Here is a 24,747-nt window from a genome sequence, read left to right on the forward strand (position 1 = left end):
TCGTCAACGGTACCGGAAGAGCTGGAATACTCCCGGGGAATCGCAGTGAAACTCACCTCAACACACACCCCTGGCCTATTCTTAGAACGACGCCGAGTTTCCCCTCTCGCGGACCTCGTCGAGCCCAACACCCCGCATTCGCCGCACGGAGGCCCCTTGTCCGATCAGCACGCCCCCTTCACCTCTGTCTTCCGCGGCTACAACCGTGTCGAAGTCGATGACCGAATGGCAGCGCTGACCGAGCACGTCGCGACGCTGCAGTCTCACCTCGATTCGTTGCAGTCCGCCTACCAGCAGTCGACATCGAACAGCGACGAGCAGCGCGGGCTGATCGCCGACCTGCAGGCGCAGGTCGCGGAACTCGGGGCAACCGGTTACTCGGGCCTCGGCCTCCGCGTCGAGAAGAGCCTGCAGGTCGCTGAGGCGCACTCGCAACGCCTGATTGCGCAGGCCGACATTGACGCCGAGAAGTTGCGCAAAGCAACTGAGCTCGAGACCAAGCGACTGCTCACGCAGGCCCAGATACAGGCAGACACGCTCGTTACCTCCGCAACCGAGCAGGCCGAGGCGCTGCTGACCGGGGCAAAGAACGACGTTGCCGAGATGACCGCCCGGGCGAATGAAGAGAAGGAACGCCTGCGCGCAGAGTCCGAGCAGGCGGCGAACCTGCTCCGCACCACTCTGAAAAGTGATGTCGCGGCAAGCGTCGAGCGGACGGATCGCGAATCGCGTTCGGCCATTGCCGAGGCACGCGCTCAGGCGGCAATGATCTTGACTGAAGCGCAGCAGGCTGCTGACGAGCTTCGTGCCGAGACCGAGCGACGGGCCGAGGCTCACGCCCGGGAGTCCGCCGAAACGGAACGCGAGGCTGCCCTCGAACGCGCACGCTTCGCGCAGTCAAGCGAGCAGGCGCGCGCCGAGTTCACCGCACAGCGCGAGAAGCTTGCACAGGAACTTGAGGCGAACTTCGCGGAGCGCGAGCGCACCCTCACCGAAACCTTTGATGCGCGCTCACGTGCACTCGAGACGGAAATCACAACGCTTCGCGGTCGCATCGAGCAGGAACGCTCCGAGCACAATGCAGCGATCGCCCGCGAACAAGAGTCACATGCGCAGCGCGTGGCTCAGGAACGCGAGGCTCACGAGCAGCGCATTTCACAGGAGCGCTCGGAGCACGAAGCGGCACTCGCGCGTGGAGTACAGGCGCAGGTTGAAGAGGCCGCCACGCTCGCTGCCCAGGCAGAACGAGAGCGCGCTCGCCTGGCGGAGCTGAATGCCGAACAGATCGCGACGCTTCGCGCGGAACACGATGTCACGCTCGCTAGCGAGAACGAGACGCATGTGGCGCGACTCACGAAGGAGCGCGGCGCCCACGAGAACCGCATCGCGAACGAGCTCGAGGCTCACCAGACTCGCCTTTTCACGGAGGCGGCGGCGCAGTCTGAACGCCTCCTTGCCGAGCGCGAGGCGCACTTGAGCCAGATCGCCGATGAGCGCGAGACACACGACGCACGAATCACCGCCGAACTCGAGGCGCACCAGGCACAGATCTCCGCGGAGCGCGAAGCCCACGACGCGCGCCTCTCCAATGAGCTTGACGAGCACCAGACGACGATCGCTGCCGAGCGCGAAGCGCACGACGCGCGCCTCGCCACCGAGCAGTCGGATCACGAGACCCGCATCGGTGCTGAGATCGCCGCGCACGAGGCGTTGATCCTGCAGGAGCGCGAGACGCAGTCAGTGGAGCTGGGCGAGGAACTCACGAACCACCAGCGCACGCTGGTCCGCGAGCGCGCCGACCATGAGGAATCCCTCGCGGCAGAGCGAGAATCGCTCGCGCGGGAGATCGCTGCGGGCCGGGCACAACACGAGACACTGATTGCCGAAGAACTCGCCGAGCACGACGAGACACTGAGCGCCGAAATCGCCGAACACGAAGCGACCATTGCACACGAGCGCGCGCAGCACGAAGCGGCGCTCGTTGCCGAGCGAGCTGCGCTGCAGTCTGCGCTTGCTGCGGAGCGCGAGGCCCACGACACTGCGCTGTCCGCAGAGCGAGCCGCGCATGACGCGCAGCTCAGCGACGAGACTCAGGTGCACACTGAGCGTCTGGATACGGCGCGTCGCTTGCACGACCAGGAGATCACAGACGAGATCGAGGCGCACCGGGCGCGGGTTGCCACGGACCGCCAGGAAGCCGCTGCGATCCTCGGCTTCGAGCGCGAAGCGTTGGCGCTCGAGATCGAGGTCGGTCGCAACCGCCTCGCGACGGATGTGGCGCGCGAGCGCGACGAGCACGAACGCAGCCTCGCGGCGGCTGCCGAACAGCACGCCGCCGAGTTGGCCGCGCAGGCGCAGGCGCAGACCGAGCGCATCGCGCTCGAGGTAGCCGAGAAGCGCCGCGAAGTCACCGAGGAGACGGATGTGCTTCGCGCACAGACCGTCGGAGAGCTTGCCCAGTTCCGTCGCGACGAGGAGACCGCGCTCGCGACGCTGCGCACGCTCGCCGAGGACTATGCACGCGAGCTGCGCGAGAGCATCGACGCCGCGAAGCGGGAGTTCACTCTCGAGGACACGCGCCTCAGGGAGCAGCTGGAAACTGACCTCCGCCTGCGCCACGCCGAGGCCAGCACCGCGGCCCAGCAGGAACTTGAGGACGCGCGCACGCAGCTCGTGTCGCTCACCGAGCAGGGTCAGCAGCAGCGCATTGAACTCGAACGAATCGTCGCCGAGTCGGGCCAGGCAGCTCGCAAGATTCGGGAGGATGCCGAGACGTCTGCCGCCGCGATCATTCGCGAGGCTGAGCAGCGGGCACACCTCACGTTCACGAGCGCCGAGAACCGGGCAGGCGAGGTGCTCGCCGCGGCGGAGGACCGCATGGCTCAGCTGAAGGTGGAGCGCGGCGCAGTCGCGCGCTACTTCGAGAGCCTGGGAGAAGTACTCACGAACGCGACGAAGCTGTCCTCGACCGCAGCGAACGCGACCGATGTCGCGGTCATCCAGACGAACACCGTCGACCGCGATGCGACCAACAATGAGGATCAGTCGGTTACGGGTTAGTCGCTCCGCTTGCGCTGGTAGATTTGCTCGTCGGCGCGGGCCATGAGCTGGGCTAAGTCTTCACCCGCGGTCGCTTGCGCGCATCCCCATGTCCAGGGGTGCACTGCGTCCTCGCGCAGCCGTCGCAGGAGGCTCTCAGCTTGCTCGAGCTCAGTCGCGGGGAGGATGAAGACAAATTCGTCTCCCCCACTGCGGCCAATGATGTCGTGGCTGCGGACCGCCCCACGCCACTGCGCAACCGTGTCGCGCAGTGCGGCGTCGCCCGCCGCGTGGCCACGTGTGTCGTTGAGTCGCTTGAAATTATCAAAGTCAACGACGGCGACGGTGAGTGCCTCGCCCGTCCGAGCGGCACGACGGAGCTCGTTATTCCCGCGGTCAACGATCCCAAATCGGTTCAGGGCGCCCGTCAGCGGGTCGGTGGTGGCACGCCGACTCGTCTCTCGCTGCAGGAATACGCCTGTTTCGTAACAGAACAGCGAGATGAGGACCGCATACAGCACGGTCGAAGCCGAACTGATGTGCAGGCCTGACCACCATACGGCGAATCCGATGAGGGCGAACCCGCCGAGCAGCATGCTCCGTGACAGGACCGGGCGATAGAACCAGCCAATGTACAGCGCGAACAGCGGGAGCTCCATGAGTGCATTGATGGCCGGAAGCTCACCCCCTGCCACGGCAACGAAATACGCAATCCCGAGGATGAGGATCGTGGCGAACACCAGGCCCGCCCAGCGCGGGTAGGCGACACCCATCACAATGGGGACCATCGCCGCCGCGACGCTGATGCCCGCCAATACCACGAGCGTCCAGAACACGTCTCCGACATGATCCATGAACGTAAAGTCAACGACGAACGTACCGGCGACGGTAAGTCCGCCAAATGCGCTCACCCGTGAGTACGCAAACTGTCGCGTCTCGCTCTCGCGAATGGGGGCGGCTTGGCGAACCTGAGACAGCGGTTCATCCGCGCGGGTCACGCCTGCCTCGATGCTCGCGAACTCAGAAGCTGCTCGTCTGCACGTTCGAGGAGAGATTCGAGGGACTCTCCCGCCGTCCACTGTGCGATCCCCCACGACCACGCGAAGTCGGACCCTGCGCGCAGTCGCTCCACAATGCTCTGTGCATACTCGATATCTGCGCCGGGAAGCAGCAACGCAAATTCATCGCCGCCCAGTCGAACGATGAGGTCGTACGGTCGAATCCCCTGCCGCCAAGAGGAAGTTGCCTGACGAAGCACAATGTCGCCTGCAAGGTGTCCGCGTGAATCGTTGAGCTTCTTGAACGCGTCGAAATCGATCACCACGACTGAGACTGCCGCCCCGGATCGCCCTGCGCGCCGCAGTTCAGTCCCGCCGTCCCGCCAGAAACCGAATCTGTTGAGCGCCCCCGTGAGGGGGTCATGGCTCGCCTGGTGATCAGTCTGCCGGTGCAGATACACGCCGGCCTCGAAGAGAAACCCCGTGATCAGCGCAACGTATATGAGAGTGGTGAGCGTCAACGCTGGCCAGTCAACGACGTAGCTCCGCGCGCCCAGCACGAGGATCAGGACTCCCACCGCCGCAAGCATGACTGGCCGGGCAAGTTTGCTCGGGAAGAACCAGCCGCACGTGATCGCGATGACGGGGAGCAGCAGCACTGCGTTCAACACCATTTGCGAAGACTGCGCCCAGCCAGCGATAAGCGTGATTCCGAACAGCGCAAAGCACGTGCCCAGCACCCCCAAGCTGCGAGGGTAGCGTCCGCCCATCACCAAGGGCACGATGACAAACACAGCCGAGACTAGGGCCACCCCTGCCGCGAAGAGCTGATCGCTTGTATCCGGAGGCGCCCATGCGAAATGCAGGCCTGCGGTGAGCAAGAACAACAGTGCGTTCGCCGAGCACACCACTGAGTACGAAGTTTGTCTGGCTCGAAAGGCAGCGAACATCTCTGCAATCATTGGTGGACCTTCGCCTTGCGTTCGTACAACTCAGCATCGGCCCGAGACAGCACACATTCGAGCGTGTCGTCGGGGCCAACCTCGCTGAGGCCCCAGGACCACGAGTGTGTTGATGCCCGACGCAGAAGCTCGAGGAGAGCCCGCGAGTCACGAAGCGAGCGTTGGGGCAGGAGCATGACGAACTCGTCACCTCCAAGGCGGCCGAGGGCATCGCTGTCGAAGAGCCTCATTGACCAGGCACGCACCGATGAGCGCAAGAGTTCATCGCCTACGGCGTGGCCTTGCTCATCGTTGACACGCTTGAAATGATCGAAGTCGATCACCGCAAGGGTCAGCTTGGCGCCCATGCGGCGGCTTCGATCCTGTTCGAGGGCGAACCGCTCGCTAAACCCCCGCCGATTCAACACCCCCGTGAGGTGGTCGTGCACGGCGTGCCGCTCAAGCTCACGTTGCAGATACGAACCTGCCTCGAAGCAGAACGCCATGATGGCAACCGAGGCGACACCAATCGGGAGTGAGAAGTGCCCTGATTCACCAAAGCTCGAGCTCAGCAAGATCGCGATGAACACGCAGATGGAGAACACAATGATGATGATGCGTGCAAGCCAGCCCCGGTAGAACCAGCCCAGATAGAGCGCGACGATCGGCAGCTCCTGCATGCTGCTGACCACGCGCTGGTCGATGTCTGAGAAGCCAATGAAATACAGCGCCGAGAGCGCAAGCACACTGACAGGTATGAGGCCCGCCCACGGCGGGTAGCGGCGGCCCATCACGAGCGGAACAACGGTGCAGGCAGCGCTTGCGACGAGGAGCAACACGTCGAGCTCGATTGGGTTCCCGGTGTTGTTGCTAAAGATCAGGTCAACGATCAGCGTCAAGAACAACAGGAAGCCCGCGGCGGCACTCACGAAGGAGTACGGCGTATGTCGGCGGTCTATCCGACGCAGCATCCGGGAGACCCCGGGCAGGTGAGCTCGTCCGGTGGCGCGTCCGACCTGGGCAAGCCCAGTGAACTCTGTCGCCACGGGAGGCAACTCTGCGGAGGCAGTGAGGCCACCTGCTTCTCGATCCCGAGAAATGCTCACCACTCCCCCCTCCATCTGGGCGCCAAATAGGACTGCGAAACCGAGCCGAACATCGCTGTCGACTGGCCTACAAGCACCTCCCCCGGGCACCCATGCTGTTCCCGGAAGTCTATTGCCTCAAGCGCGCCAACGATAGGAAAAGACTCACAGATAACGCATTGCATGGACAATGCAGTCAAATACGATGAGGATACCGCTCGCCCCTACGGCTGCAGCACTCTCGACTCATCGATTTCATCGGCCATGGGAAGCGCCGCTGGTGCAACAGTGGAGAGAATCTCACTCAACACTCGCCGAACTTGCGTCTCCCCTACCCATAGATGCTTCCCGCCCTCGACATTGATGAGTCGCGCGCGGGGAACCTCTTGGAAACGCACCGCGGCCTCGTCGGGGCGGAGGTAGTCGTCGAGTTCCGGAATGAGCGCGACCAGCGCAGGTGACGCATCACGCCACGCCGCGAGTTCCTCTGCAGTCGTCCGGTGCAGCGGAGGCGAGAGCAGGATCGCACCCTCGATCGGGTGCTCAAGTCCGTACTTCAGCGCCAGCTCGGTGCCGAACGACCAGCCGACGAGCCAAGGGTTCGGCAGGCCACGCTCGGCAACGAATGCCGTCGCAGCAGCCACATCCGCCCGCTCGGCGATCCCCTCGCCAAACTCGCCCTCACTGACGCCCCGAGGCGACCGCGTACCCCGAGTGTTAAATCGCAGGACCGCGAGGTCGGCGAGCTCCGGCAGCCTGCGTGACGCTTTGAGGAACACGTGCGAGTCCATATAGCCGCCTGCGGTGGGGAGCGGATGCAGGAGCACGAGGGTCGCTCGCGGCGGGCGCCCCTCGGGCAACGCAAGTTCTCCGACCAGCGTGAGGCCGTCGGACGTGTGGAGCTCGATTTCTTCCCGAGTGGCGCGCAACACCGTCGAACTCTTGATCCTCATGGCTAAACCTCACATCATTCTCGCGAAAGCGCAGGCAAATTGCGCGCGATCTCCAGCCTATCCGGCAGCCGACGAGGAGCTCCTGCCCGGCGCCCTGGTTCGCCTCTGGCAGGATGGAACCCATGACGATTACCGCCGCAGCAGATGGATCCGCACTCGGAAACCCCGGGCCAGCAGGCTGGGCATGGGTGATCGATGACGCACAGTGGCGGGCGGGCGGTTGGCCGCGGGCGACGAACAACCAGGGCGAGCTCATGGCGGTGCTCGACCTCTTGCGGGCGACCGCCCATGTGGCGTCCACCCCGCTCCACGTGCTGTGTGATAGCCAGTACGTGATCAACTCGGTGACCAAGTGGATGCCGGGCTGGAAGCGGAAGGGGTGGCGGAAAGCCGACGGCAAGCCCGTGCTCAACCTCGAGCTCCTCAAGGAGCTCGACGAGGAGTTGCGCGGCCGCAACGTCACCTTCGAATGGGTGAAAGGACACGCAGGACACCCGCTGAATGAGGCCGCAGACTCGCGCGCTCGCGCCGCGGCAACTGCCTTCCAGAGCCGCACCGCCCCCGACGAGGGGCCCGGCTTCGCCGGATCCACGCCAACGCTTGCTTCTGCGACCCAGGCGGCGGCCCTTGTGGCGCCAGCGTTACCCGCGCAACCCTCACTCTTTGACGGCTTGGACGAGTCCGCCGAGGCAGAGCCCGATCCATCGCTGGTTGAACTGCTGCTTGGCCTCGAGCGGGCTCAGCTCCGTTTCGAGGCGAAGGCGCTCCGCCATGACGACTTTGTGACCCTCGGCGCCCCGCAGACGGCGCCAGTGGAACTGTCGGAGTCACTCGAACCGGTTTCGGCCCAAGAGCTCGCCCCAGGCCTCGCTCAACTGATCTCGCGCGCCAGCACGTCGCAAGGCGTTGACCTGGTGAGCTCACTCTGGGTTCGCTCGGGCGGCGATTGGCGCGTGCGCTTTCGCCAGTTCAGTCGCGGCTAGTCGCGGCGAAGCAGGACAAGCGCGACGGCGATAAGGGGCTAGGCGAGGCGCCAGCAGTGCAGGTGCCAGTGACGCCGGTCGCGGACCGCCGCTTCGTCGCCGAAGAAATGCTCGGCGCTCCAGACGACCAGGTGAGCCTGGCCAACCGGAACTTCCTGCCCACATCCCGGGCAGCGATAGGCTTTCTCGGCGCGACTCGATGAGATCTCGCGGACAAACCATTCGGAGCCGCGGCGAGTGACGCGCTGGGCGCCCCCGTTCGCGAGTCGACCGACGTCGCTCAGCGGCCCCGCTTCGGCTCGCCGGTGCTTACGCGCCATGGCAGGATCCTGCTACCACCAGTGGTTCGCGAGCCAGAAATCGTAGGCCTGCGCCCAGCTGCCGTAGCGACCCGTCGCGTAGCCGTTGGCCCAACGCAGGTTGTCAACCGGGTCGTATCCGTTGCCGGGAACCTTGCTGCAGGGCAACGCCTGGATGACGCCGCAGGCACCTGAACTCGAGTTCGTCGCGTTCGGGTTCCAGCCGCTTTCCTTGCTGGCAATGTAATCAACATAGCCCCAGTCGCTCTGCGCGATACCTGCAGCTGCCATCCACTCAGCCGGTGCGCCCCCACCGGTGTACAGCGGGCGCGAAGCCGCTTGAGGCTGCGCCGCGGCCGCAGGCTTCGGCGGCGGCTCGGGGTCAGGCAGTCGCTCGATCTCGAACGACTCAGCGGGGATCGAAGTGTCGGGAATGTCCGACGCGACGAACTGCTGGAAGATCTCGGCACTCGGCTCTGGGGCCGCCTGCGCGGCGGTTCCCGAAAGCGTCACGGGCGCGATTACTGCCGCGCCCAACAAAGTTGCTGCGGCCCCGGCGGCCAGCATGGACAGCACCTTTGAGCGGCGTCGGAGCGCGGTCGGGGTGCCTGCGGGCGATGATGAGAGGAACACAATACCAACGATTCTATCTCACGTGCCCTTGAAGGACACTCCGAATGTGGGTCTCGGCAGGTGACGCTAGCGGCTGGCGAGCACCAGCTCGACGACCGAATCGAGCAGCGCATCGACCTGGTCTTCGTCGTACCCACGCCATTCCGAGTGGAACATGACCTCGCGCACCTCGCCCGTCGACAGCGGAGCGCTGCCGTCGAGCAGTCCGGTGATCCGGTCAACGAACGCGTCTACCTGAGACCGCTTGTACCCGGTCGCGAACAGGCCGCGGCGGCGAAAACGCTTCCCGCGCGGGCGAGTAATACGGCCGCGAACGTCCGCGACAATCGCTCGCACCTCGGTCTCCCACTCCCCCATACCGTGCTCCTGCACGAACGCGCGCCGTTCTCGCTCGAAGAAGATCTCTTCGAGACGGTCAATCGCGGCGTCGACAAAGCGTGCCGAATACCCGGACTTCACCAAAGGGAACGATGTCCGGCGCAGCTCGGAAGCGGTCACTGGATCGTCGCCCCCTGCGCCCTCGTAGGTCGCGCGGGCGCGTCCGAGAAACGTGTCGACGTCGGCGCGACGGTAGCCCAGCTCACCGCGCGGCGCGATCGGAAACGCCGTACTGGTCTCGGTTGTCCCAGCCCTGGCGTTACGAGCGCTCACGCGATCACTCCGGCGGTCAACGCGACACCGAACACCACTGCGGCAGACGGCAGGATCGAGTCAAGGCGGTCAAGGAAACCACCGTGACCAGGAATCCATGAACTCATGTCTTTCACTCCCAAGTTGCGCTTGATCAGCGACTCCGTGAGGTCGCCGCCCGTTGCGCTCAGCAAGAGCAGCACCCCCATAATGACGCCGAGCCACCACGGCTGCCCCAGGACGAGCGTGGTCATCAGCGTCGCGGTAACACACGCGGCCACTGCCGCCCCCGCAAAGCCTTCCCACGTTTTGTTCGGGCTGATACGAGGCGTCATCTTGTGCTTGCCGAGCGTGATCCCCGCAGCGTATGCGCCAATATCGACCGACACCACGACGAGCACGAGTGTGAACACCCACCATTCGCCACCCGACTCGCGCACGAGCAGCACCGTGAAGCCCGCGAGGAACGCTACATACACGAGCGAGAAGAGTCCCGAGAAGATGTCGCGCAAGAGTGTCTTCGGGGGTACCTCCCACCGGGGCACGAGGCCCTCGATGAGTCGCCAGGCGGTGAGCAACAACGACGCCAAAACGAGCCCCAGCAGCATGCCTTGGGCACCCTGCCAGTACGCGCCAGCGATCACGACTACGCCACCGATCATCGCGCCAAAACGCGGAACTCGGCGCCCTGATCCGCGAAACGCAGAGGCAAGCTCGAGCAACGCAATCGCCACGATCACAGCCACCAGGGCAACGAAGATCGCCTGGTTCAGCAGGAGGCTCCCCACGAACACGCCGCCAAGGAGCACGCCCGTGCCGATCGCCAGGAACAGGTTTCGGCCGGCGCGCTCCTCAATGCGAGCGCTCGTGGCCTCAAGCTTCGCGCGCTGCGACTCGAGGTGTGCCCGCAAGTCGTCGTGTCGTTCTTCCCCCGACATGACGCCTAGACCTCGAGGAGCTCTGCCTCTTTGCGCTTCAGCGCGTCATCGACCTGGTCGATGAACTGCTTCGTCAGCGTTTCAAGCTCCTTCTCAGCGCGGACAATATCGTCCTCGCCGACCTCCGCCTTGAGCGCGTCAAGCTCATCCTTCGCCTTGCGGCGCATGTTGCGAATCACGACGCGCGCATCTTCGGCCTTAGCCTTGACGACCTTGACGAACTCCTTGCGGCGCTCCTCGGTCAGGTCGGGAAGCGTCACGCGCACAACGGTGCCGTCATTCGAGGGGTTCGCGCCCAGGTTCGGCATGTCGCGGATGGCCTGCTCAATGTCGCGAATCGCACCCTTGTCGTACGGGGTGACGATCAGGCTGCGCGCGTCCTGGTTGGCAACCGAAGCGAGCTGCGGCAGTGGGGTCGGCGTGCCGTAGTAGTCGACCAGCACGTTCTGCAGGATCGAGGGGGTCGCGCGACCGGTACGGACCTGAGAGAAGCTCTCCTTGGCCGAATCGAGCGCCTTGCTCATTCGGTCCTTTGCGTTGGTAAAGACCTCATCAATCACGGGGTTCTCCTTCGTCGTACGGGTACCGTTCCAGCATATCGGGAGCGGTGAAAGTAGTGGGCCGGCGAACCGGACTAGCTGTGGACGAGGGTGCCGAGCTCTTCGCCGCGCACCGCGCGCGTTACCGAGCCGTCGGGTGACATGCCAAACACACGCATCGGCATGCCGTTGTCCATGCAGAGGCTGAACGCGGTCGAGTCGACGACACGCAGGCCGCGCTGCAACGCCTCGTTGTAGGTAATGCGATCGATCCGGGTCGCCGTCGGGTCGACGTTCGGGTCGGCGGTGTAGACGCCGTCCACGCCGTTCTTCGCGACGAGTACCTCGTCAGCATGAATCTCGAGCGCGCGCTGGGCAGCGACCGTGTCGGTCGAGAAGTAGGGCAAACCGGCGCCGGCGCCGAAGATGACGACGCGGCCCTTTTCGAGGTGCCGAATGGCACGCAGCGGAATGTACGTCTCGGCGACCTGCGTCATCGTGATCGCGGACTGGACGCGGCTCGATACGCCGGCCTGCTCGAGGAAGTCCTGCAACGCGAGCGCGTTCATGACGGTGCCGAGCATGCCCATGTAGTCGGCCCGGGCACGGTCCATGCCGCGCTGCGAGAGCTCTGCTCCGCGGAAGAAGTTGCCGCCGCCGACGACGACCGCGACCTCGGCGGTGTCCATGGCTGCAGCGATCTCACGCGCCACGTGGCTGATGATGTCGGGGTTGACCCCGAGGGTGCCTCCGCCGAACGCCTCCCCCGAGAGCTTGAGCAGTACGCGGCGCTTCTTCGTGGGGGTTTCGGTCATCAGAGGGTCTCCTTCGTTCACATGTAGCGTAGCGGGACTACGCCGATATTGCTGTGTGGTGCCTGGGCCACGGGGCCCGGGCACAGCACGAGACCCGGGCCACAGGGGCCCGGGTCTCGTGTGTTGTCTGGCTAGGCGCCGACCTTGAAACGGGCGAAGCCCGAGATGGTCATGCCCTCGGCCTCGAGGACCTTGCGCACCGACTGCTTGCTGTCGCGAGCGTAATCCTGCTCGAGCAGCACGACGGTCTTGAAGAACCCGCTCAGGCGGCCCTCAATGATCTTCGGCAGAGCAGCAGCAGGCTTGCCCTCGTTCTGCGCGATCTCGGTGACGAGGTCACGCTCCTTGGCGACATCAGCCTCGGGCACACCGTCGCGGTCCACGTACAGCGGATCAGCGAACGAGATGTGCTGGGCGATCCCGGTACCGGTGTCCGCGCTGCCGCCGGCAAAGCCAACGACGACGCCAACCTGCGGCGGGAGATCCTTCGAGGTCTGGTGCAGGTAGACCGCGATGTGCTCACCCTCGACGACTGCAATACGACGAAGTTCAACCTTCTCGCCGATAATTGCTGCCTCGTCGGTGATGATCTCCGCGACGGTCTTGCCCTCGAGCGGAGCAGCAACTGCCTCCTCGAGCGTCTTCGCGCCGGCGGCGACGACTGCGTCGAGCACGCGCTGACCCAGTGCGATGAACTTCTCGTTCTTCGCGACGAAGTCGGTCTCGCACGCGAGCTCGATCATCGTGGCGGAGCCTTCCGACTCCTTGACAGCGATGAGGCCCTCGCTCGTGGCACGGCCCTCGCGCTTGGCGACGCCCTTCATGCCCTTGAGACGAAGAATCTCAATCGCCTTCTCGATGTCGCCTTCAGCTTCAACGAGTGCGTTCTTGCTATCGACCATGCCAGCGCCGAGACGCTCGCGCAGCTCCTTGACGGCAGCCATGCTGACCGTTGCCATGTTGACTCCTTTTACGTAGAGGTGTGAGTGATCCGGTGCTTACTCAGCTGCGGGAGCCGCAGCCTCGGCCTCGGTGGCCTCGACAGCGGGGGCTTCCTCAGCAGCAGCCTCGACCGCGGGGGTCTCTTCTGCGGCGGGTGCCTCGTCGGTGCTCGAGGTCAGGATCTCGACCTCCCACTCGGCGAGGGGCTCAGCAGCAGCGCCCTCTTCCGGCTTCTGGTGGCGCTCCATGAGGCCCTCAGCAGCAGCGTCGGCGATCACGCGGGTCAGCAATGCGACCGAGCGGATGGCGTCATCGTTGCCCGGGATCGGGTAGGTGACCTCGTCGGGATCACAGTTCGTGTCGAGGATCGCGATGACGGGGATACCGAGCTTGCGCGCCTCGTCAATTGCGAGGTGCTCCTTCTTGGTGTCGACGACCCAGAGAGCCGAGGGGGTCTTCGTCATGTTGCGGATGCCGCCGAGCGACTTGTGCAGCTTGTCGAGCTCGCGCTTCTTGAGGAGGAGCTCCTTCTTGGTGAAGCCACTCGTGGTGCCCTCGAAGTCGAGCTGCTCCAGCTCCTTCATGCGCTCAAGGCGCTTGGTGACGGTCTGGAAGTTGGTGAGCAGGCCACCGAGCCAGCGCTGGTTGACGTAGGGCTGGCCGACGCGGTCGGCCTGCTCTGCGATGGCTTCCTGCGCCTGCTTCTTGGTGCCCACGAACAGGATCGAGCCGCCACGAGAGATCGTGGTCTTGACGAAGTCGTACGCGCGATCGATGTATGCAAGCGACTGCTGCAGATCGATGATGTAGATGCCCGAGCGCTCGGTGAAAATGAAGCGCTTCATCTTCGGGTTCCAACGACGGGTCTGGTGTCCGAAGTGGACGCCGCTGTCGAGCAGCTGGCGGATGGTAACGACGGCCATGGTCGTTTCTCCTATTCTGCGCATCACAAATGATGCGGTATTTGCGGTTATGTCTCAGCCGCGAGTGCGGCTAATCCTGGTGCCCGGCTCCCCCGCCGCCACTCGCACTGAAACAATGCAGGTGGACCGGTGGCAGAAAAGCGCTTTCGGGCACGCGTAGTCACCCCGTGAGGAGTGCTTCCCCCATCGTATCACCCCCGAGGGCGCCGACGTCGCAGCGGCGCGAGGGGTGTCGCCGCGCGTGCTTCTCCGGTCACAGGGCACGCAAACGCCGATTTCTCCACCGATTCGCAGGATCCGCCCCGCTGCGGTGTCTCTCGGCGCAGAGTCTTGGGTATGAGCGCGACGATCCGAACGACGAGGTGGGCTCGTCGTCTGCTCTCCATCGGGGCGATGTTTGCCGCCGTCGGCGGAATTATTCCCGGTGGGACCCTCTGGGCTCCGCCACTGGGGCCACCACTCCGCGTCGCGGAACAGTTCCGCGCTCCGCCCAATCCCTATGCGGCCGGGCATCGCGGCCTCGACGTAGCAGCCCTCACCGGAACACCGGTCCTTGCGCCCGCCAGCGGGGTCGTGACCTTCGCGGGGAATGTGGTGGACCGCCCGCTACTGAGCATCAGGGTTGACGAGCGCACCCTCCTATCGCTCGAGCCGGTCACCACCGAGCTGCTCGAGGGCGCTCTCGTCAGCCGGGGCGTCGAGGTCGGCACCGTTGCCACCGGCGGACACTGCGGCACGCGCTGCCTGCACCTCGGGGTGCGGGTCGACGGCGAGTACGTGAACCCGCTGCGCTTCTTCGCAGGCCGGCCGAAGCTGCTGCCGTGGTGAGCCGGTGTTTCGCTACGCCCTCGGGTGCGCCTGGCGGTAGCTCTGCGCGAGCCGCTCCGTCGAAACGTGCGTGTACACCTGGGTGCTCGCGAGGCTCGCGTGGCCGAGGACCTCCTGGACGACACGGAGGTCCGCGCCGCCGTCGAGCAAGTGCGTGGCGGCGGTGTGCCGAAACGCATGCGGGCCGCGCGGACCGCTGCCGGGCTCCTGGTCGAGCTCGCGACGCACGAGATCGTAAACGGTGCGGGTTGAGATCGCCTGGCCCCGGCTCCCCAGAAACACTTCGGCGGCGGGCTGGGCTGGGGTTGCTGCGGCGTTCGCGCGTGCCCTCAACGCTGGGCGCGCATGATCGACATAGCGTTGCAAAGCTCGCGCCGCGGGGGCACCGAACGGAACCAGTCGTTCCTTGCCACCCTTGCCGAGCACGCGCACCGTCCGCTCCCCCAGATCAAGCTGATGCAGTGGCAGCTCACTGAGCTCCGAGACACGCAACGCCGAGGCGTACAGCAGCTCGAGGATCGCGTGGTTGCGCACCTCGATCGGGTCACCTGATTCGGCGAGCACAGCGGCACGGTCCAGGATCCTGCCCATCTGCTCGTCACTCAACACGCGAGGCAGCGACTGCGCCGCCTTGGGCGCCCGCAGACGGGAGGCAGGGTTGCCGGGAACGACACGGCGGTTCTCGAGCCAGCCACCAAATGATTTGAGCGTCGCGACGCCCCGCCCGATGGTGCTCGACGACAGGCCAGCCTGCTGCCGGGCCCACAGCCAATCACGGAGCACGTCGATGGAGAGATCCGCACTGTCCGTAACGTCACGCTCGGCCAAGTAGTCGACGAGGCTGCGGAGGTCGGTCCGGTAGGCGCGCAGAGTGTGCGCCGAGTACCCGTATTCGAACTCGACGGTTTCGAGGAATCCCGTGATCGCCTCGGCTAGTCGCATGCCACCATTCTGTCAGGTGGGAACCTTCTCCAGCTCGAGGCACGGCGAAGCGCCGGATGGGATACTACTCCCCGTGAAGGTACTGGTTGTGGGCGCAAGCAAGGGTCTCGGTCGAGCATTTGTTGAGGGGCTTATCGGCGACGGCCACCAGGTCACTGGGGTCTCGCGGGTGCGCCCCGCGGACAGCGACATGAACTGGATCGAGGCAAATTTCGACGACCCACGCCAGGCCGCAGAAACCGTCGCACTGCATGCCCCTGGCGGACTGGATCTCGTGATCTACAACCTCGGGGCGTGGGAACCGGACGCCTTTACTCCTGCCTACGACTTTGTCTCGCAGCAGGACAACACGACAGAGTCACTCATCGCCACGAACATTACCGGGCCGATCCTGTTGCTGAACCGACTGCTTCCGCGGTTGCTCAGCAGCGACCAGCCCCGGGTAATACTCACTGGCTCAACTTCAGGCCTCCCCAGAAGCGGGCGACCCGAGGTCGCCTTTGGCTCGACAAAGGCCGCGTTGAACGGACTCGCCGACGCCTTGCGGGAGAACTATCGCGCCGAACGACTCGCGGTCACGACGATACAACTCGGGTACCTCAATACCGCCGACTCACTCGATGTCCCGAAGGAACGCGCGGCCTTGGCTGGCGAAGGCATACTGGTCCCCGTGCACGACGTACTTGACGTGGTCCGGATGATCCTGGCACTCTCGCCGGCCTCATTCATTCGGGAGATTGTGATGCCCGCGATCCTGGACGAGCGATTCTAAGCGGCCGCTCTGGCGCTCGCGGACTCGGTAGCAGTGAGCGCAGACCAATCACTCCGGCAGCCAACCTGCGTAAATGAGGCCCGTGGACTCGTGGCTTCCGGCTTCGCCCCAGCTGTCCACCCATCGGCGCCGTATATCAGCGGGCTTCCACTGCCCAGAACGCAGCTCACTGGGGATAAGCGGGTCGCCCCTCAGCGCCGTTTCAAGCGCGTCAGCGAGGCGAAGCTGCCGGACGAGCGGGGCGGCGTCTGAATCATCATCGTCGATCGCCTGGGCGAGCGAAGCATATGCGTCCGTGACGGGTGCGGCGGGCCACAGCGCTTCCACGATCTCGTGGGGATCAGTAACCCCCCGCATCGTGATTGCCTCGGCGGTAGCGGTGACCAGGTACGGGCTGATGCTGGGCGAGAGAAGCGAGGTGAGTTCGTGCGGAGTGACGTACAGGCCAGTCGAGAACGACGCGGCTCCGAGGCTCAGGACCTCGCGACGAAATGCGTCGCGGACGGCACGTTCAGCCTCAGGTGCACTCATCCCGAGGATCCGCCAGGATCCGTCCCATGGCGCCTGACCAGCGTCTTGGGCGAATGCGAGCAGAACGGCAATGCGGTCGCTGCTCAGCCTGTGGTTTCCAGAGTCGGTAAGCGAAATCCTTCCAGCGCGTCCTCGGCCGTACTGCTCGATATCACCGGCGGCGATGAGCCGCCGGAGCGCCAGTCTGACGGGCTGGTCGTCGATGCCGACCTGATTGGCAGTGTCGTAGATCAGAGCGAGACTCACCTCGCCGTGCATCGGCAGAAAGGCTTCAATCAGTGTGCGGGGTGCGATCTGACCGCTCACGGCGTCAACTTCTTTTCCATAACGGTGTAGCGATCAAAACCGTACACGTATCCCAGAACGCCCATCGACCCTGCGTCGACGGGCCGGAAGCCACGGCGCTGGTAGAGCGCCTCTGCGCGGGGGTTACGGTCGATGACGGACAGGCGCACGGAACTTAAGCCTTCCTGCCGCGCATAGCGTTCGGCGGCGTCGAGGAGGGCAGTGCCGATTCCGGCGCCTCGTTGGTTCGCATCCACGCAGATTCCGTCCAGAACGAGAGTTCCCTTCTTTTCGCTGCGCCCGAGCACGCTGAGTACGAGCACCGATCGAAGGGCCTGCCCGACCGACTGGATCCCGCGTAGAGATCTCCAGGTGAGATCCGCGGCACCTATCCCGTTTGCGTAGAAACCGCACACGCCCACGACCGCATCCTCAGAACGGCCCACCAGCACCCGGTCGGAACGCAGCGCCGCCCGAAGAACACGGAGTCCCACCTCTGCACTGCTGAAGGCCAGGCCAAGCTTCTGGCGAAATGCTTCCCAATACAGGGTGCCAACTTGCGCTCGCTCAGACTCATCAAACCCTAGCTCGATAGTGACACTCTCCATAGGTCATTTCTATCAGATACAGTACGTTCGTGCGCAGAAAGATATTTACACGAAAGCCTGTTCTCGGTGCGAGCATTCTCGTAGCAGTGATGCTCGGTGCGGTTGGCGTAGTGGCTGTCGGAAACGACTTTCGTGTGCGACAGACCGCCGTGCAAATTCCGGCCGAGAGTGGGCAGTTGAACGGGGTGCTCACCCTCCCACGGGACGGCTCCGCGCGCGGGATCGTGGTCATGGTGCATGGGGATGCCGCCGTGGACGCAACACAGGACGGCTTGTACCTGCCCTGGTTCGAAGGCGCAGCCGACGCAGGGTTTGCGACACTGTCGTGGAGCAAGCCAGGCGTGGGCGGATCAACGGGCAACTGGCTCAACCAATCGATGGACGACCGCGCCGCTGAAGTCGGGATCGCCATCGATTGGGCCCTAGCGCAGGAGGACATCCCCACCGATCACATCGTGTTGTGGGGCGCGAGCCAAGCAGGTTGGGTTCTACCAAAGGTCGTAGCCGCGCGGACCGACATCGACGGAGTGGTCGCCGTCGGGACCGCGATCAACTGGCTTGCGCAGGGCCGCTACAACCTCCTGGCCGAACTGGATTTCGAGACTGCTTCACGGACCCAACGGAACCACAAGATCGCCGAGAGTGACCGAGTGAGGGCGCTCCTCGACGGCGGCGCCAGCTACGCCGAGTACCGCTTGGTTTCGACGGAGGACCCACCAATGACGGCCGAGCGGTGGGCATTCGTCGCCCGCAACATGAACGCCGACGCCGCTGCGGACCTCCGCGCGGCGGCGAAACGCGAGATCCCCATCCTTCTCCTTGCCGGAGACCACGACCGCAACGTGGACGTCGCTGAGACAGAACGGGCCTACCGAGATATCTTCGGCGCATCGCTGCTCGTACAACACGTCGACGCAGTCCATTCCATGGCGCGACCAATCGTCGATAGCAACGAGGTCATCGGCGCCGTGGTCGGCATCGCTTGGCCACGAGGTCTCCTCGCTCCCGGCGTGATCGACGGCTACACCGATTTCCTCGGCGCTATCGACTGAACGTTCCCTGCCAGGGCCGTACAAAGTCGGGGAGCCGCCGCTCGTATCTTCCAGACCCCGCGCAGTTCGATGGCGAGCGTTGAAGGCTACGTACCGGAACCCTCGATTGCCCGCTCGAGTCGGTCGAGCTTTGCATCGAGCTCGTCCGTGAAGCCGGGCCGAATGTCCGCCTTCATCACAAGCGAGACGCGCGACCCAAAGGGCAATACGGCCTCGGTCGCGCGCTTCACGACGTCAAATACCTCATCCCAAGACCCTTCGATCTCGGTGAACATGCTCGAGGTCCGGTGCGGCAGGCCAGACTCGCGGACGACCTTTACTGCCTCGGCAACGGCGATGGAGACCGATCCATCGGCGTCCGCGCCGCCCACTGGTGCGACTGAAAACGCAAGAATCATGAGACTTCCTCTGCAAGAGTAGTTCGGCCGCGCGCACCCCGCGGGGGCGGCCCTTCCTCACACGCTACAACACCGGTCACCTCAGTCGGCATGATGGACTGAGCGGTCGCGAGCCGTAGGGGCGGGGCCGCCCGGAAAGGGGAGGATTACACACGGAGCTTCCTCAACGAAACCGCGCTCTGGGACAGCCCAGTAGTTGATTCAATTCCGCTTCCTCCGTTCCGCTCAGCAGACGAGCGCCGACGTTACTTGCAGATGCTGCCGTTACACCTCGGCCTGATCGATCGAGGGTCGCTGGCCCTCCCGACTATCGCGCTGTCCGCAGTGATTGCACCAGCGCGGCGGGACCCAATGGACTTCGATCCCCGGGTGAGCCCCCACAGAGTTGCAGGTGAGTTTGACGACCTGGTTCCCGGCGCGGAAGTTGGGGCTGGGGCGGCGACCCAGACTTCGACACCGAGGCAGACGGGCAGAGCGGATGGATGATCACCCGACACGAGCGGGGCGAGTGTGAAACAGTTCAGGTACGCAGCGACCATGATCTCGTAGTGCTCTGGATCGCGCACTACCGCACCAGGCTTGTCCTCACCCTCGGAGAGCGATACGAAACGGCGGGCGTGATTGCGCTCGCCCCCCGCCCCGCTCGCCGTGCGGACGGCAAACGAGGCTGATGGCGACTACCCCTATCACGCCTTCTGGCGAAAAGAACGGGACAACGTCACTGAGGCGGCCACGCAGTGATCGGGGCGGCTCGGGCGAGTGCCTACAACGACGCATGAGCACTGAACTGCCGAGCATTGCGGCACCCATCGGAGTCGAGACCAAGGGAGACCTCTGGCCCTGTAGAGAGATTCCGAACTCGCGTGAGCTGTTTGACACCGGCACGGACCTCCGCGACCGAGTCACCATCGTCACCAGCCGGCCCGACCGCTCAACCTCGCCGCGCCAGGCCGCAGGCGGACTGTTGAGTCGACGTGTCCGCGCCGCAGTGCATTATCGTCCGCGCCGCGCGCGCCGACCGAAGTCGTCGAGCGCGGCGAGCACCAAGGGTGCGTGCCAGATGCGATTCGCTTCGAACTGTTGGTTTGTTGCAAAACAACGGCATCGACGAGCCGGTCTATCGCTGCCTGAGCCGCAACTTCTGAAACCGCGAGCTCGGCAGCGACGATCTTTGCAGTGACCACTGGCTGCCTGATGAGGAGCTCTTGCTAGCGAGCCGGAGCCGAGCCCCGTCGAGCGCGAATCTCTACCTTCCAGGGGTCCGCCTGGGCGACGAGCGTGCTGCCGTTACTGATTGCGGCAAGCGCAGCTTCGGAGACGGCCTCGACAATGGCGTTCAGGTGGCCGGATCGATACGAGGTCAGCGCGCCGAAGTAGCGGCTCGTATCCTGCAGCAGCCCGGCCGAAACGGGAACGGTCACGTTGCGTGTGATGCCGCCGTGGCGGAGCATGCTGTGAATGAACGCCCGGCCGATACGGCCGTTGCCATCGGGGAACGGGTGAATTGTCTCGAACTGTGCGTGCACGATGGCGCTGTGCACGAGGACGGGCACGTCCGTCCTGCTCGCGAACTCAATCAGATCCCTCATCAGGTCAGGTACTCGCTCATGGTGCGGAGGCACGAACAATGCCTCGTGAGGCGAGATGCCGCCCCCACCAATCCAGACCTGCTCGCCCCGGAATGAGCCGACAAAGTCTGGCGCGCTCTCGGCCAGGAGTGCATCATGCATGGCAATGATAGACGCGACGCTCAGGTCGTCGGCGAGTTCCAGCGCAGCGCTTGCGAAGACGAGCCGCGCGTTCTCGGACTGCGACGCGCCAATCTCTGCGAGCGCCACCTGCTTGGCACTTGAGGTGAGATTTTCGATCTCAGAACTCGATGCAGATTCGGTTCGGAGCAGGATCGAGGTGAACGGCGCCGCGATAATCCCAATCGTCGCGTCGAAACGGGCAAGTTCCCCACTCGCGTCATCGGCCAGCGCGCGGACCTCGGGCGCGAGATCGACGGCCGCACCAGCAATGAATGGTGGCACCGAGGCCCGGTACTCGCCACGGGCCTGGCGTTTCGCCCGACGCGAGGCGACCTCGTTGCCCGAGCGTTCCCACGGGCGAGACTCGTAAGTGAGCGCCAGCCACAGTGGTCGGCCTGCTGCGGAGACTGCATTGCTATCCTGAGGCATGGATCTGCAGTAACAAAGGTTAGGAACATAACCTTTGGTATGAAGATGATTGCCCCGGGTTGTCATTCACACCGTCGTTCACGCGCCAGCCGAGTATCGCTCAGCGCACGCCTGCCACGAGCGCCCAACCCTCTTCGCCGGCCCGCTCCCCTCGGTCGACCGCTCGCCGTTCGACGACTCCGAGGAGCTCAAGCTCCGCGGCGGTGGCACGGGCATCGTCGAGAGACATCCCTGCCCGACGCGCCGCGTCCGAAAGCTCGCGCGCCCCGCGCAGGGGCAACGCGTCTACGAGCCGGCGGTGCAGCGGCGGCGGTCGATCCTGCGCTGACTCCTCGCCCAGTAACGACCCCGCGTCGAGGGCGAGCAATTCGCACGCGTCAGCGGCATTGGTAACGAGTACCGCGGCGTACTCACGGATCAGCCGGTGACATCCGGCCGACGTGCCCGAGCTCACTGGGCCAGGGACGGCGCCCAGCGGGCGACCAATCTCGGCGGTGTGCCCTGCGGTGTTCAACGATCCCGATCGCGTCCCCGCCTCGGTGACCAGCGTGGCGGCGGCGAGCGCTGCGATGATCCTGTTTCGTTGCAGAAATCTCCAGCGAGTGGGTGCGCCGCCCGGGATAATCTCGGAGCAAACGGCGCCCTGCTCGGCGATACGGTCGATCAGGGTGGCATGCGCAGCCGGATAGGCGCGGTCTGCGCCGCCCGCGAGCACGGCGATGGTGGTTGCCCCTGCGGCGAGCGCGGCGCGATGAGCGACGGCATCAATGCCATACGCGGCGCCCGAGAATATCACCGCCCCGGCGTCGCAGACGCCTCCGACGATCTCGGCGGTGACGTTTTCGCCGTATCCGCTCGAGGCTCGTGCTCCCACCACGGCAAGGCCGTGCGCGTGCAGCACCCCAGGGGCACCGCGCACCCAGAGCGCGAGAGGCGCGTGATCCCCGAGGTCGTCGACACGGCTGGGCCAGTTCGGGTCGCCTGGGACGAGCAGACGAAGCCCCGCAGCGGCGGCCTGCTCTAGGTCGCGGAGGGTCGCGCTGTGGCTGAGCCTCGGGCGCCACCGTTCGACTGCGGCCCGAACGGAGCGCGGATCGAGCGCCGCGCGCCGAGCTTCCGTCGGGTCTCGCCAGGCGTCTGCCACGATCTCAGCCGGAGTAGAGCCGGCCACCAGATGGGCGAGCAACGCAGGCGCGCCGAGCATCGCGACCAATACCCCTGCCACACGATCACCGGGCTCGGCGATCCTGGACCAGGCAGCTCGGGCGAGCAGCTCATCGGCCCCGTGCTGCGCGGCCATTCCTGCGGCCCCGGCTGGGTGTACCCCTTCGAGTAGGCGCCGGGTCTCAGCGGTGGCGGCGAGGGGGATCATGCCGCCACCCCATTCCGCAGCATCAGCGCGCGCGCCACCTCGTGTCGGCCGGGCCGCTCCATGCCGTCGAGGTCCGCGATCGTCCACGCAACTTTGAGCGCCCGGTCATACCCGCGTAGCGTGATCCCTCCCCTGGCGAGGGCCCGGTCGAGCACGATGGTTTCGGTGCGCGCCAACCGGAGCTCGGGCCCGCGCAGCCATCGTCCGGGCACGTCGGCGTTCACCGCCCACGGGGTGCCGGCGAGCCGCCGTGCCGCGCGGCCTCGGGCCTCGACCACCCGGACGCGCAGCTCGGCGCTGCTCGGGCGGGCGGGCTGCGCGTCCTGGAGGAGCAGACTCGAGACCCGTCGCACCGTGAGCCGCAAATCGATGCGGTCCGCAAGGGGGCCGGAGATGCGCGCGAGGTAGCGGCGACGCTGCAGCGGCGGGCACTCGCACTCGAGCGAGGTTTCGGCGGAGCCGAGCTTGCCGCACGGACAGGGGTTCGCCGCCAGGATGAGTTGCACACTCGCGGGCAGGGTCGCCCGCATGCGCGCCCGGTGTATCTCGATCACGCCCGACTCAAGCGGTTGCCGCAGCGCGTCCAAGACTTTGGGCGCGAACTCCGCCGCTTCATCGAGAAACAACACTCCATGGCAGGCGCGGGTGACCGCCCCCGGCCGGATCACGTTCCCGGTGCCGCCGCCGATGATCGCGGCTGCCGAGGCGGTGTGATGCGGGCTCTCGAAGGGTGGACGCCGCACGAGCCGGGTCAGCGCGGCACCGCTGCCCAGCGACGCAATGCTGCTGGCCTCGATCGAGGCCGCGTCCGAGAGGTCCGGCAGAATCGACGGGAGCCGGGTCGCCAGCAGCGTCTTCCCCGCCCCGGGCGGGCCGACGAGCGACAGGTGATGGCGCCCGGCGGCGGCGACGAGCATCGCCTCCACCGCTTCGGGCTGGCCCACCACGTCCACCATGTCGAGCGCATCGCCCGGATCCTGCGCGGGTGTGTCGCTCTGAGCGCCGAGGAAACGCGCGTCGGCGCTCGCCGCAGGGTGTGTCTGCATCGGCACCCCGCGGTACCAGTCGACCGCCTGTGCGAGGGTCTCGGGGGCCACGACCGTCATGCCCGCAACGAGGCCTGCCTCTGCCGCACAGCTCGCCGGGACCATCACCCGGGTAAACCCGAGCCGCTGTGCCGCCACGACCGTTCCGAGGAGCCCGTCAGGGCGCCGCAGACCGCCGTCGAGCCCCAGCTCGCCGAGGTGCGCGGTCGAGGCAAGTCGTTCGCGTACGTCATCGCTGCCCGGGAGCTGAGCCGAGGCGGCGAGCGATGCGAGTGCGATCGCGAGGTCGAAACCGGAGCCCTGTTTGGGGAGCGCCGCGGGCGCGAGGTTGACGGTCAAGAAGCGGTTTGTCAGCGGCAGATCGGCCTGTGCCGTCGCCAGCCGCACCCGCAGCTTCGCCTCCGCGAGCGCCGCGTCGGGCAGGCCGATGATCGCCATGCCGGGGAGCTGCTGCGACACGGCCGCCTCGACCTGCACCGCGGCACCCTCAAGGCCGTTCAGGGCAATCGTTGCGGCCCGGCAGACCGCGGCAGTCACGAGATGCCCTCGAGATGGTCGATGCGCGGGCGCTCTCCCGGCCTGACCGTGATGCCGATCGCGTCGATCCTGAGGGCGTGCGCGGCGGGGTATTCCGCGCGCACCCAGCTCAGCAATAGCCGGCGCAACCGCTGCGCCTTCTGCAAGGTGATCGCTTCAAGGGGGTGGCCGTAGCCGGTGCCGCTGCGGGTCTTCACCTCAACCGCGACGATCGTGTCACCGTCGAGCGCGACCAGGTCGAGCTCACCACGGGCGATCCGCCAGTTGCGCGCCAGGATCTGGTATCCGCGCTCTTCGAGGTAGCTCGCCGCGAGTTCCTCGCCGTGATCCCCCAACGCTCGGGATCGGGGCACCGCCTGCGGTACCGCAGGGCTGCCAATACTGTGCTGTGCCATCTCGCACCTCCGCACTCAGCCTGCGATGCAGCGGGGCGCGGTGGGGCGGGAAATCAGGATCGGTGGAGAACTCGCTCGGGCGA

Annotated in this window: 25 protein-coding genes; 5 read left to right on the forward strand and 20 right to left on the reverse strand. The window is 65.5% G+C overall.

Annotation, left to right across the window (positions count from 1 at the left end; all coding sequences use genetic code 11):
• The first annotated feature begins 156 nt into the window (after positions 1-156).
• On the forward strand, positions 157-3,060 hold the full coding sequence (locus JW030_RS07565; protein WP_188046150.1) for a hypothetical protein: 2,904 nt from the start codon (positions 157-159) through the stop codon (positions 3,058-3,060).
• Here JW030_RS07565 and JW030_RS07570 read toward each other — a convergent pair.
• The 4 genes from JW030_RS07570 to JW030_RS07585 form a co-directional block, all read right to left on the reverse strand.
• Positions 3,057-4,037, reverse strand: a complete 981-nt coding sequence (locus tag JW030_RS07570; RefSeq protein WP_188046149.1) for a sensor domain-containing diguanylate cyclase — start codon at positions 4,035-4,037, stop codon at positions 3,057-3,059. The genes JW030_RS07565 and JW030_RS07570 overlap by 4 nt on opposite strands.
• Positions 4,034-4,711 (reverse strand): GGDEF domain-containing protein, encoded by a 678-nt coding sequence (locus JW030_RS07575; RefSeq protein ID WP_188046148.1) that lies wholly within the window; start codon positions 4,709-4,711, stop codon positions 4,034-4,036. The genes JW030_RS07570 and JW030_RS07575 overlap by 4 nt, the downstream gene beginning before the upstream one ends.
• A 284-nt stretch (positions 4,712-4,995) precedes the next feature.
• Positions 4,996-6,084 (reverse strand): GGDEF domain-containing protein, encoded by a 1,089-nt coding sequence (locus JW030_RS07580; protein ID WP_206348536.1) that lies wholly within the window; start codon positions 6,082-6,084, stop codon positions 4,996-4,998.
• Positions 6,085-6,287: 203 nt separating this feature from the next.
• Complete coding sequence (locus JW030_RS07585) at positions 6,288-7,016, reverse strand: alpha/beta hydrolase (protein WP_188046146.1); 729 nt, start codon at positions 7,014-7,016, stop codon at positions 6,288-6,290.
• A 122-nt stretch (positions 7,017-7,138) separates the two neighbouring features.
• Here JW030_RS07585 and JW030_RS07590 point away from each other — a divergent pair, with 122 nt between their 5' ends.
• Positions 7,139-7,999, forward strand: coding sequence for a ribonuclease H (locus JW030_RS07590; RefSeq protein WP_188046145.1), 861 nt, complete (start codon positions 7,139-7,141; stop codon positions 7,997-7,999).
• A 38-nt stretch (positions 8,000-8,037) separates the two neighbouring features.
• On the opposite strand, the gene JW030_RS07595 is transcribed toward JW030_RS07590, so the two are convergent.
• The 8 genes from JW030_RS07595 to rpsB form a co-directional block, all read right to left on the reverse strand.
• Complete coding sequence (locus JW030_RS07595; protein ID WP_188046144.1) at positions 8,038-8,319, reverse strand: ATP/GTP-binding protein; 282 nt, start codon at positions 8,317-8,319, stop codon at positions 8,038-8,040.
• 12 nt (positions 8,320-8,331) lie between these two features.
• On the reverse strand, positions 8,332-8,931 hold the full coding sequence (locus JW030_RS07600; RefSeq protein ID WP_241095366.1) for a transglycosylase SLT domain-containing protein: 600 nt from the start codon (positions 8,929-8,931) through the stop codon (positions 8,332-8,334).
• Positions 8,932-8,997: 66 nt separating this feature from the next.
• Complete coding sequence (locus JW030_RS07605) at positions 8,998-9,582, reverse strand: DivIVA domain-containing protein (protein ID WP_188046143.1); 585 nt, start codon at positions 9,580-9,582, stop codon at positions 8,998-9,000.
• A complete protein-coding gene (locus JW030_RS07610; protein WP_188046142.1) occupies positions 9,579-10,499 on the reverse strand; it encodes a phosphatidate cytidylyltransferase in 921 nt (306 codons plus the stop codon). Before JW030_RS07610 ends, JW030_RS07605 begins: the two co-directional genes overlap by 4 nt.
• Before the next feature lie 5 nt (positions 10,500-10,504).
• Positions 10,505-11,059: a ribosome recycling factor gene (gene frr / locus JW030_RS07615; protein ID WP_188046141.1), complete on the reverse strand. Its 555-nt coding sequence runs from the start codon at positions 11,057-11,059 to the stop codon at positions 10,505-10,507.
• A 74-nt stretch (positions 11,060-11,133) separates the two neighbouring features.
• Positions 11,134-11,853 carry a UMP kinase gene (gene pyrH / locus JW030_RS07620; protein ID WP_188046140.1) on the reverse strand — a complete coding sequence of 240 codons (720 nt, stop codon included), beginning with the start codon at positions 11,851-11,853 and terminating at the stop codon, positions 11,134-11,136.
• Positions 11,854-11,984: 131 nt separating this feature from the next.
• Complete coding sequence (tsf, locus tag JW030_RS07625; protein ID WP_188046139.1) at positions 11,985-12,812, reverse strand: translation elongation factor Ts; 828 nt, start codon at positions 12,810-12,812, stop codon at positions 11,985-11,987.
• Positions 12,813-12,851: 39 nt separating this feature from the next.
• Positions 12,852-13,718, reverse strand: coding sequence for a 30S ribosomal protein S2 (gene rpsB / locus JW030_RS07630; protein ID WP_188046138.1), 867 nt, complete (start codon positions 13,716-13,718; stop codon positions 12,852-12,854).
• A 336-nt stretch (positions 13,719-14,054) separates the two neighbouring features.
• Here rpsB and JW030_RS07635 point away from each other — a divergent pair, with 336 nt between their 5' ends.
• A complete protein-coding gene (locus JW030_RS07635; RefSeq protein WP_188046137.1) occupies positions 14,055-14,546 on the forward strand; it encodes a M23 family metallopeptidase in 492 nt (163 codons plus the stop codon).
• Between the two features lie 12 nt (positions 14,547-14,558).
• Here the strand turns inward: JW030_RS07635 and JW030_RS07640 are convergent, their stop codons facing one another.
• Positions 14,559-15,488: a tyrosine recombinase XerC gene (locus tag JW030_RS07640; protein ID WP_188046136.1), complete on the reverse strand. Its 930-nt coding sequence runs from the start codon at positions 15,486-15,488 to the stop codon at positions 14,559-14,561.
• 73 nt (positions 15,489-15,561) lie between these two features.
• Here JW030_RS07640 and JW030_RS07645 point away from each other — a divergent pair, with 73 nt between their 5' ends.
• The gene (locus JW030_RS07645) at positions 15,562-16,260 is read left to right on the forward strand and encodes an SDR family oxidoreductase (protein ID WP_188046135.1); all 699 of its coding nucleotides are present in this window, start codon (positions 15,562-15,564) and stop codon (positions 16,258-16,260) included.
• 48 nt (positions 16,261-16,308) lie between these two features.
• On the opposite strand, the gene JW030_RS07650 is transcribed toward JW030_RS07645, so the two are convergent.
• The gene (locus JW030_RS07650; protein WP_188046134.1) at positions 16,309-17,097 is read right to left on the reverse strand and encodes a PaaX family transcriptional regulator; all 789 of its coding nucleotides are present in this window, start codon (positions 17,095-17,097) and stop codon (positions 16,309-16,311) included.
• The gene (locus JW030_RS07655) at positions 17,094-17,684 is read right to left on the reverse strand and encodes an N-acetyltransferase (RefSeq protein WP_188046133.1); all 591 of its coding nucleotides are present in this window, start codon (positions 17,682-17,684) and stop codon (positions 17,094-17,096) included. The genes JW030_RS07650 and JW030_RS07655 overlap by 4 nt, the downstream gene beginning before the upstream one ends.
• A 134-nt stretch (positions 17,685-17,818) precedes the next feature.
• Here JW030_RS07655 and JW030_RS07660 point away from each other — a divergent pair, with 134 nt between their 5' ends.
• Positions 17,819-18,736 (forward strand): S9 family peptidase, encoded by a 918-nt coding sequence (locus tag JW030_RS07660; RefSeq protein WP_241095367.1) that lies wholly within the window; start codon positions 17,819-17,821, stop codon positions 18,734-18,736.
• A gap of 86 nt (positions 18,737-18,822) precedes the next feature.
• Here JW030_RS07660 and JW030_RS07665 read toward each other — a convergent pair whose 3' ends face one another.
• The 5 genes from JW030_RS07665 to JW030_RS07685 form a co-directional block, all read right to left on the reverse strand.
• Positions 18,823-19,134 carry a thiamine-binding protein gene (locus JW030_RS07665; RefSeq protein ID WP_188046132.1) on the reverse strand — a complete coding sequence of 104 codons (312 nt, stop codon included), beginning with the start codon at positions 19,132-19,134 and terminating at the stop codon, positions 18,823-18,825.
• Positions 19,135-20,342: 1,208 nt separating this feature from the next.
• Positions 20,343-21,314 (reverse strand): Fic family protein, encoded by a 972-nt coding sequence (locus JW030_RS07670; RefSeq protein ID WP_241095368.1) that lies wholly within the window; start codon positions 21,312-21,314, stop codon positions 20,343-20,345.
• A gap of 100 nt (positions 21,315-21,414) precedes the next feature.
• A complete protein-coding gene (gene dprA, locus JW030_RS07675) occupies positions 21,415-22,686 on the reverse strand; it encodes a DNA-processing protein DprA (protein WP_188046131.1) in 1,272 nt (423 codons plus the stop codon).
• Positions 22,683-24,269 (reverse strand): YifB family Mg chelatase-like AAA ATPase, encoded by a 1,587-nt coding sequence (locus JW030_RS07680; protein WP_188046130.1) that lies wholly within the window; start codon positions 24,267-24,269, stop codon positions 22,683-22,685. Before JW030_RS07680 ends, dprA begins: the two co-directional genes overlap by 4 nt.
• Positions 24,266-24,664 (reverse strand): YraN family protein, encoded by a 399-nt coding sequence (locus JW030_RS07685; protein WP_188046129.1) that lies wholly within the window; start codon positions 24,662-24,664, stop codon positions 24,266-24,268. Before JW030_RS07685 ends, JW030_RS07680 begins: the two co-directional genes overlap by 4 nt.
• Positions 24,665-24,747 lie beyond the last annotated feature (83 nt).

Source organism: Leucobacter sp. CX169 (assembly GCF_017161405.1).
Taxonomy (GTDB): domain Bacteria; phylum Actinomycetota; class Actinomycetes; order Actinomycetales; family Microbacteriaceae; genus Cx-87.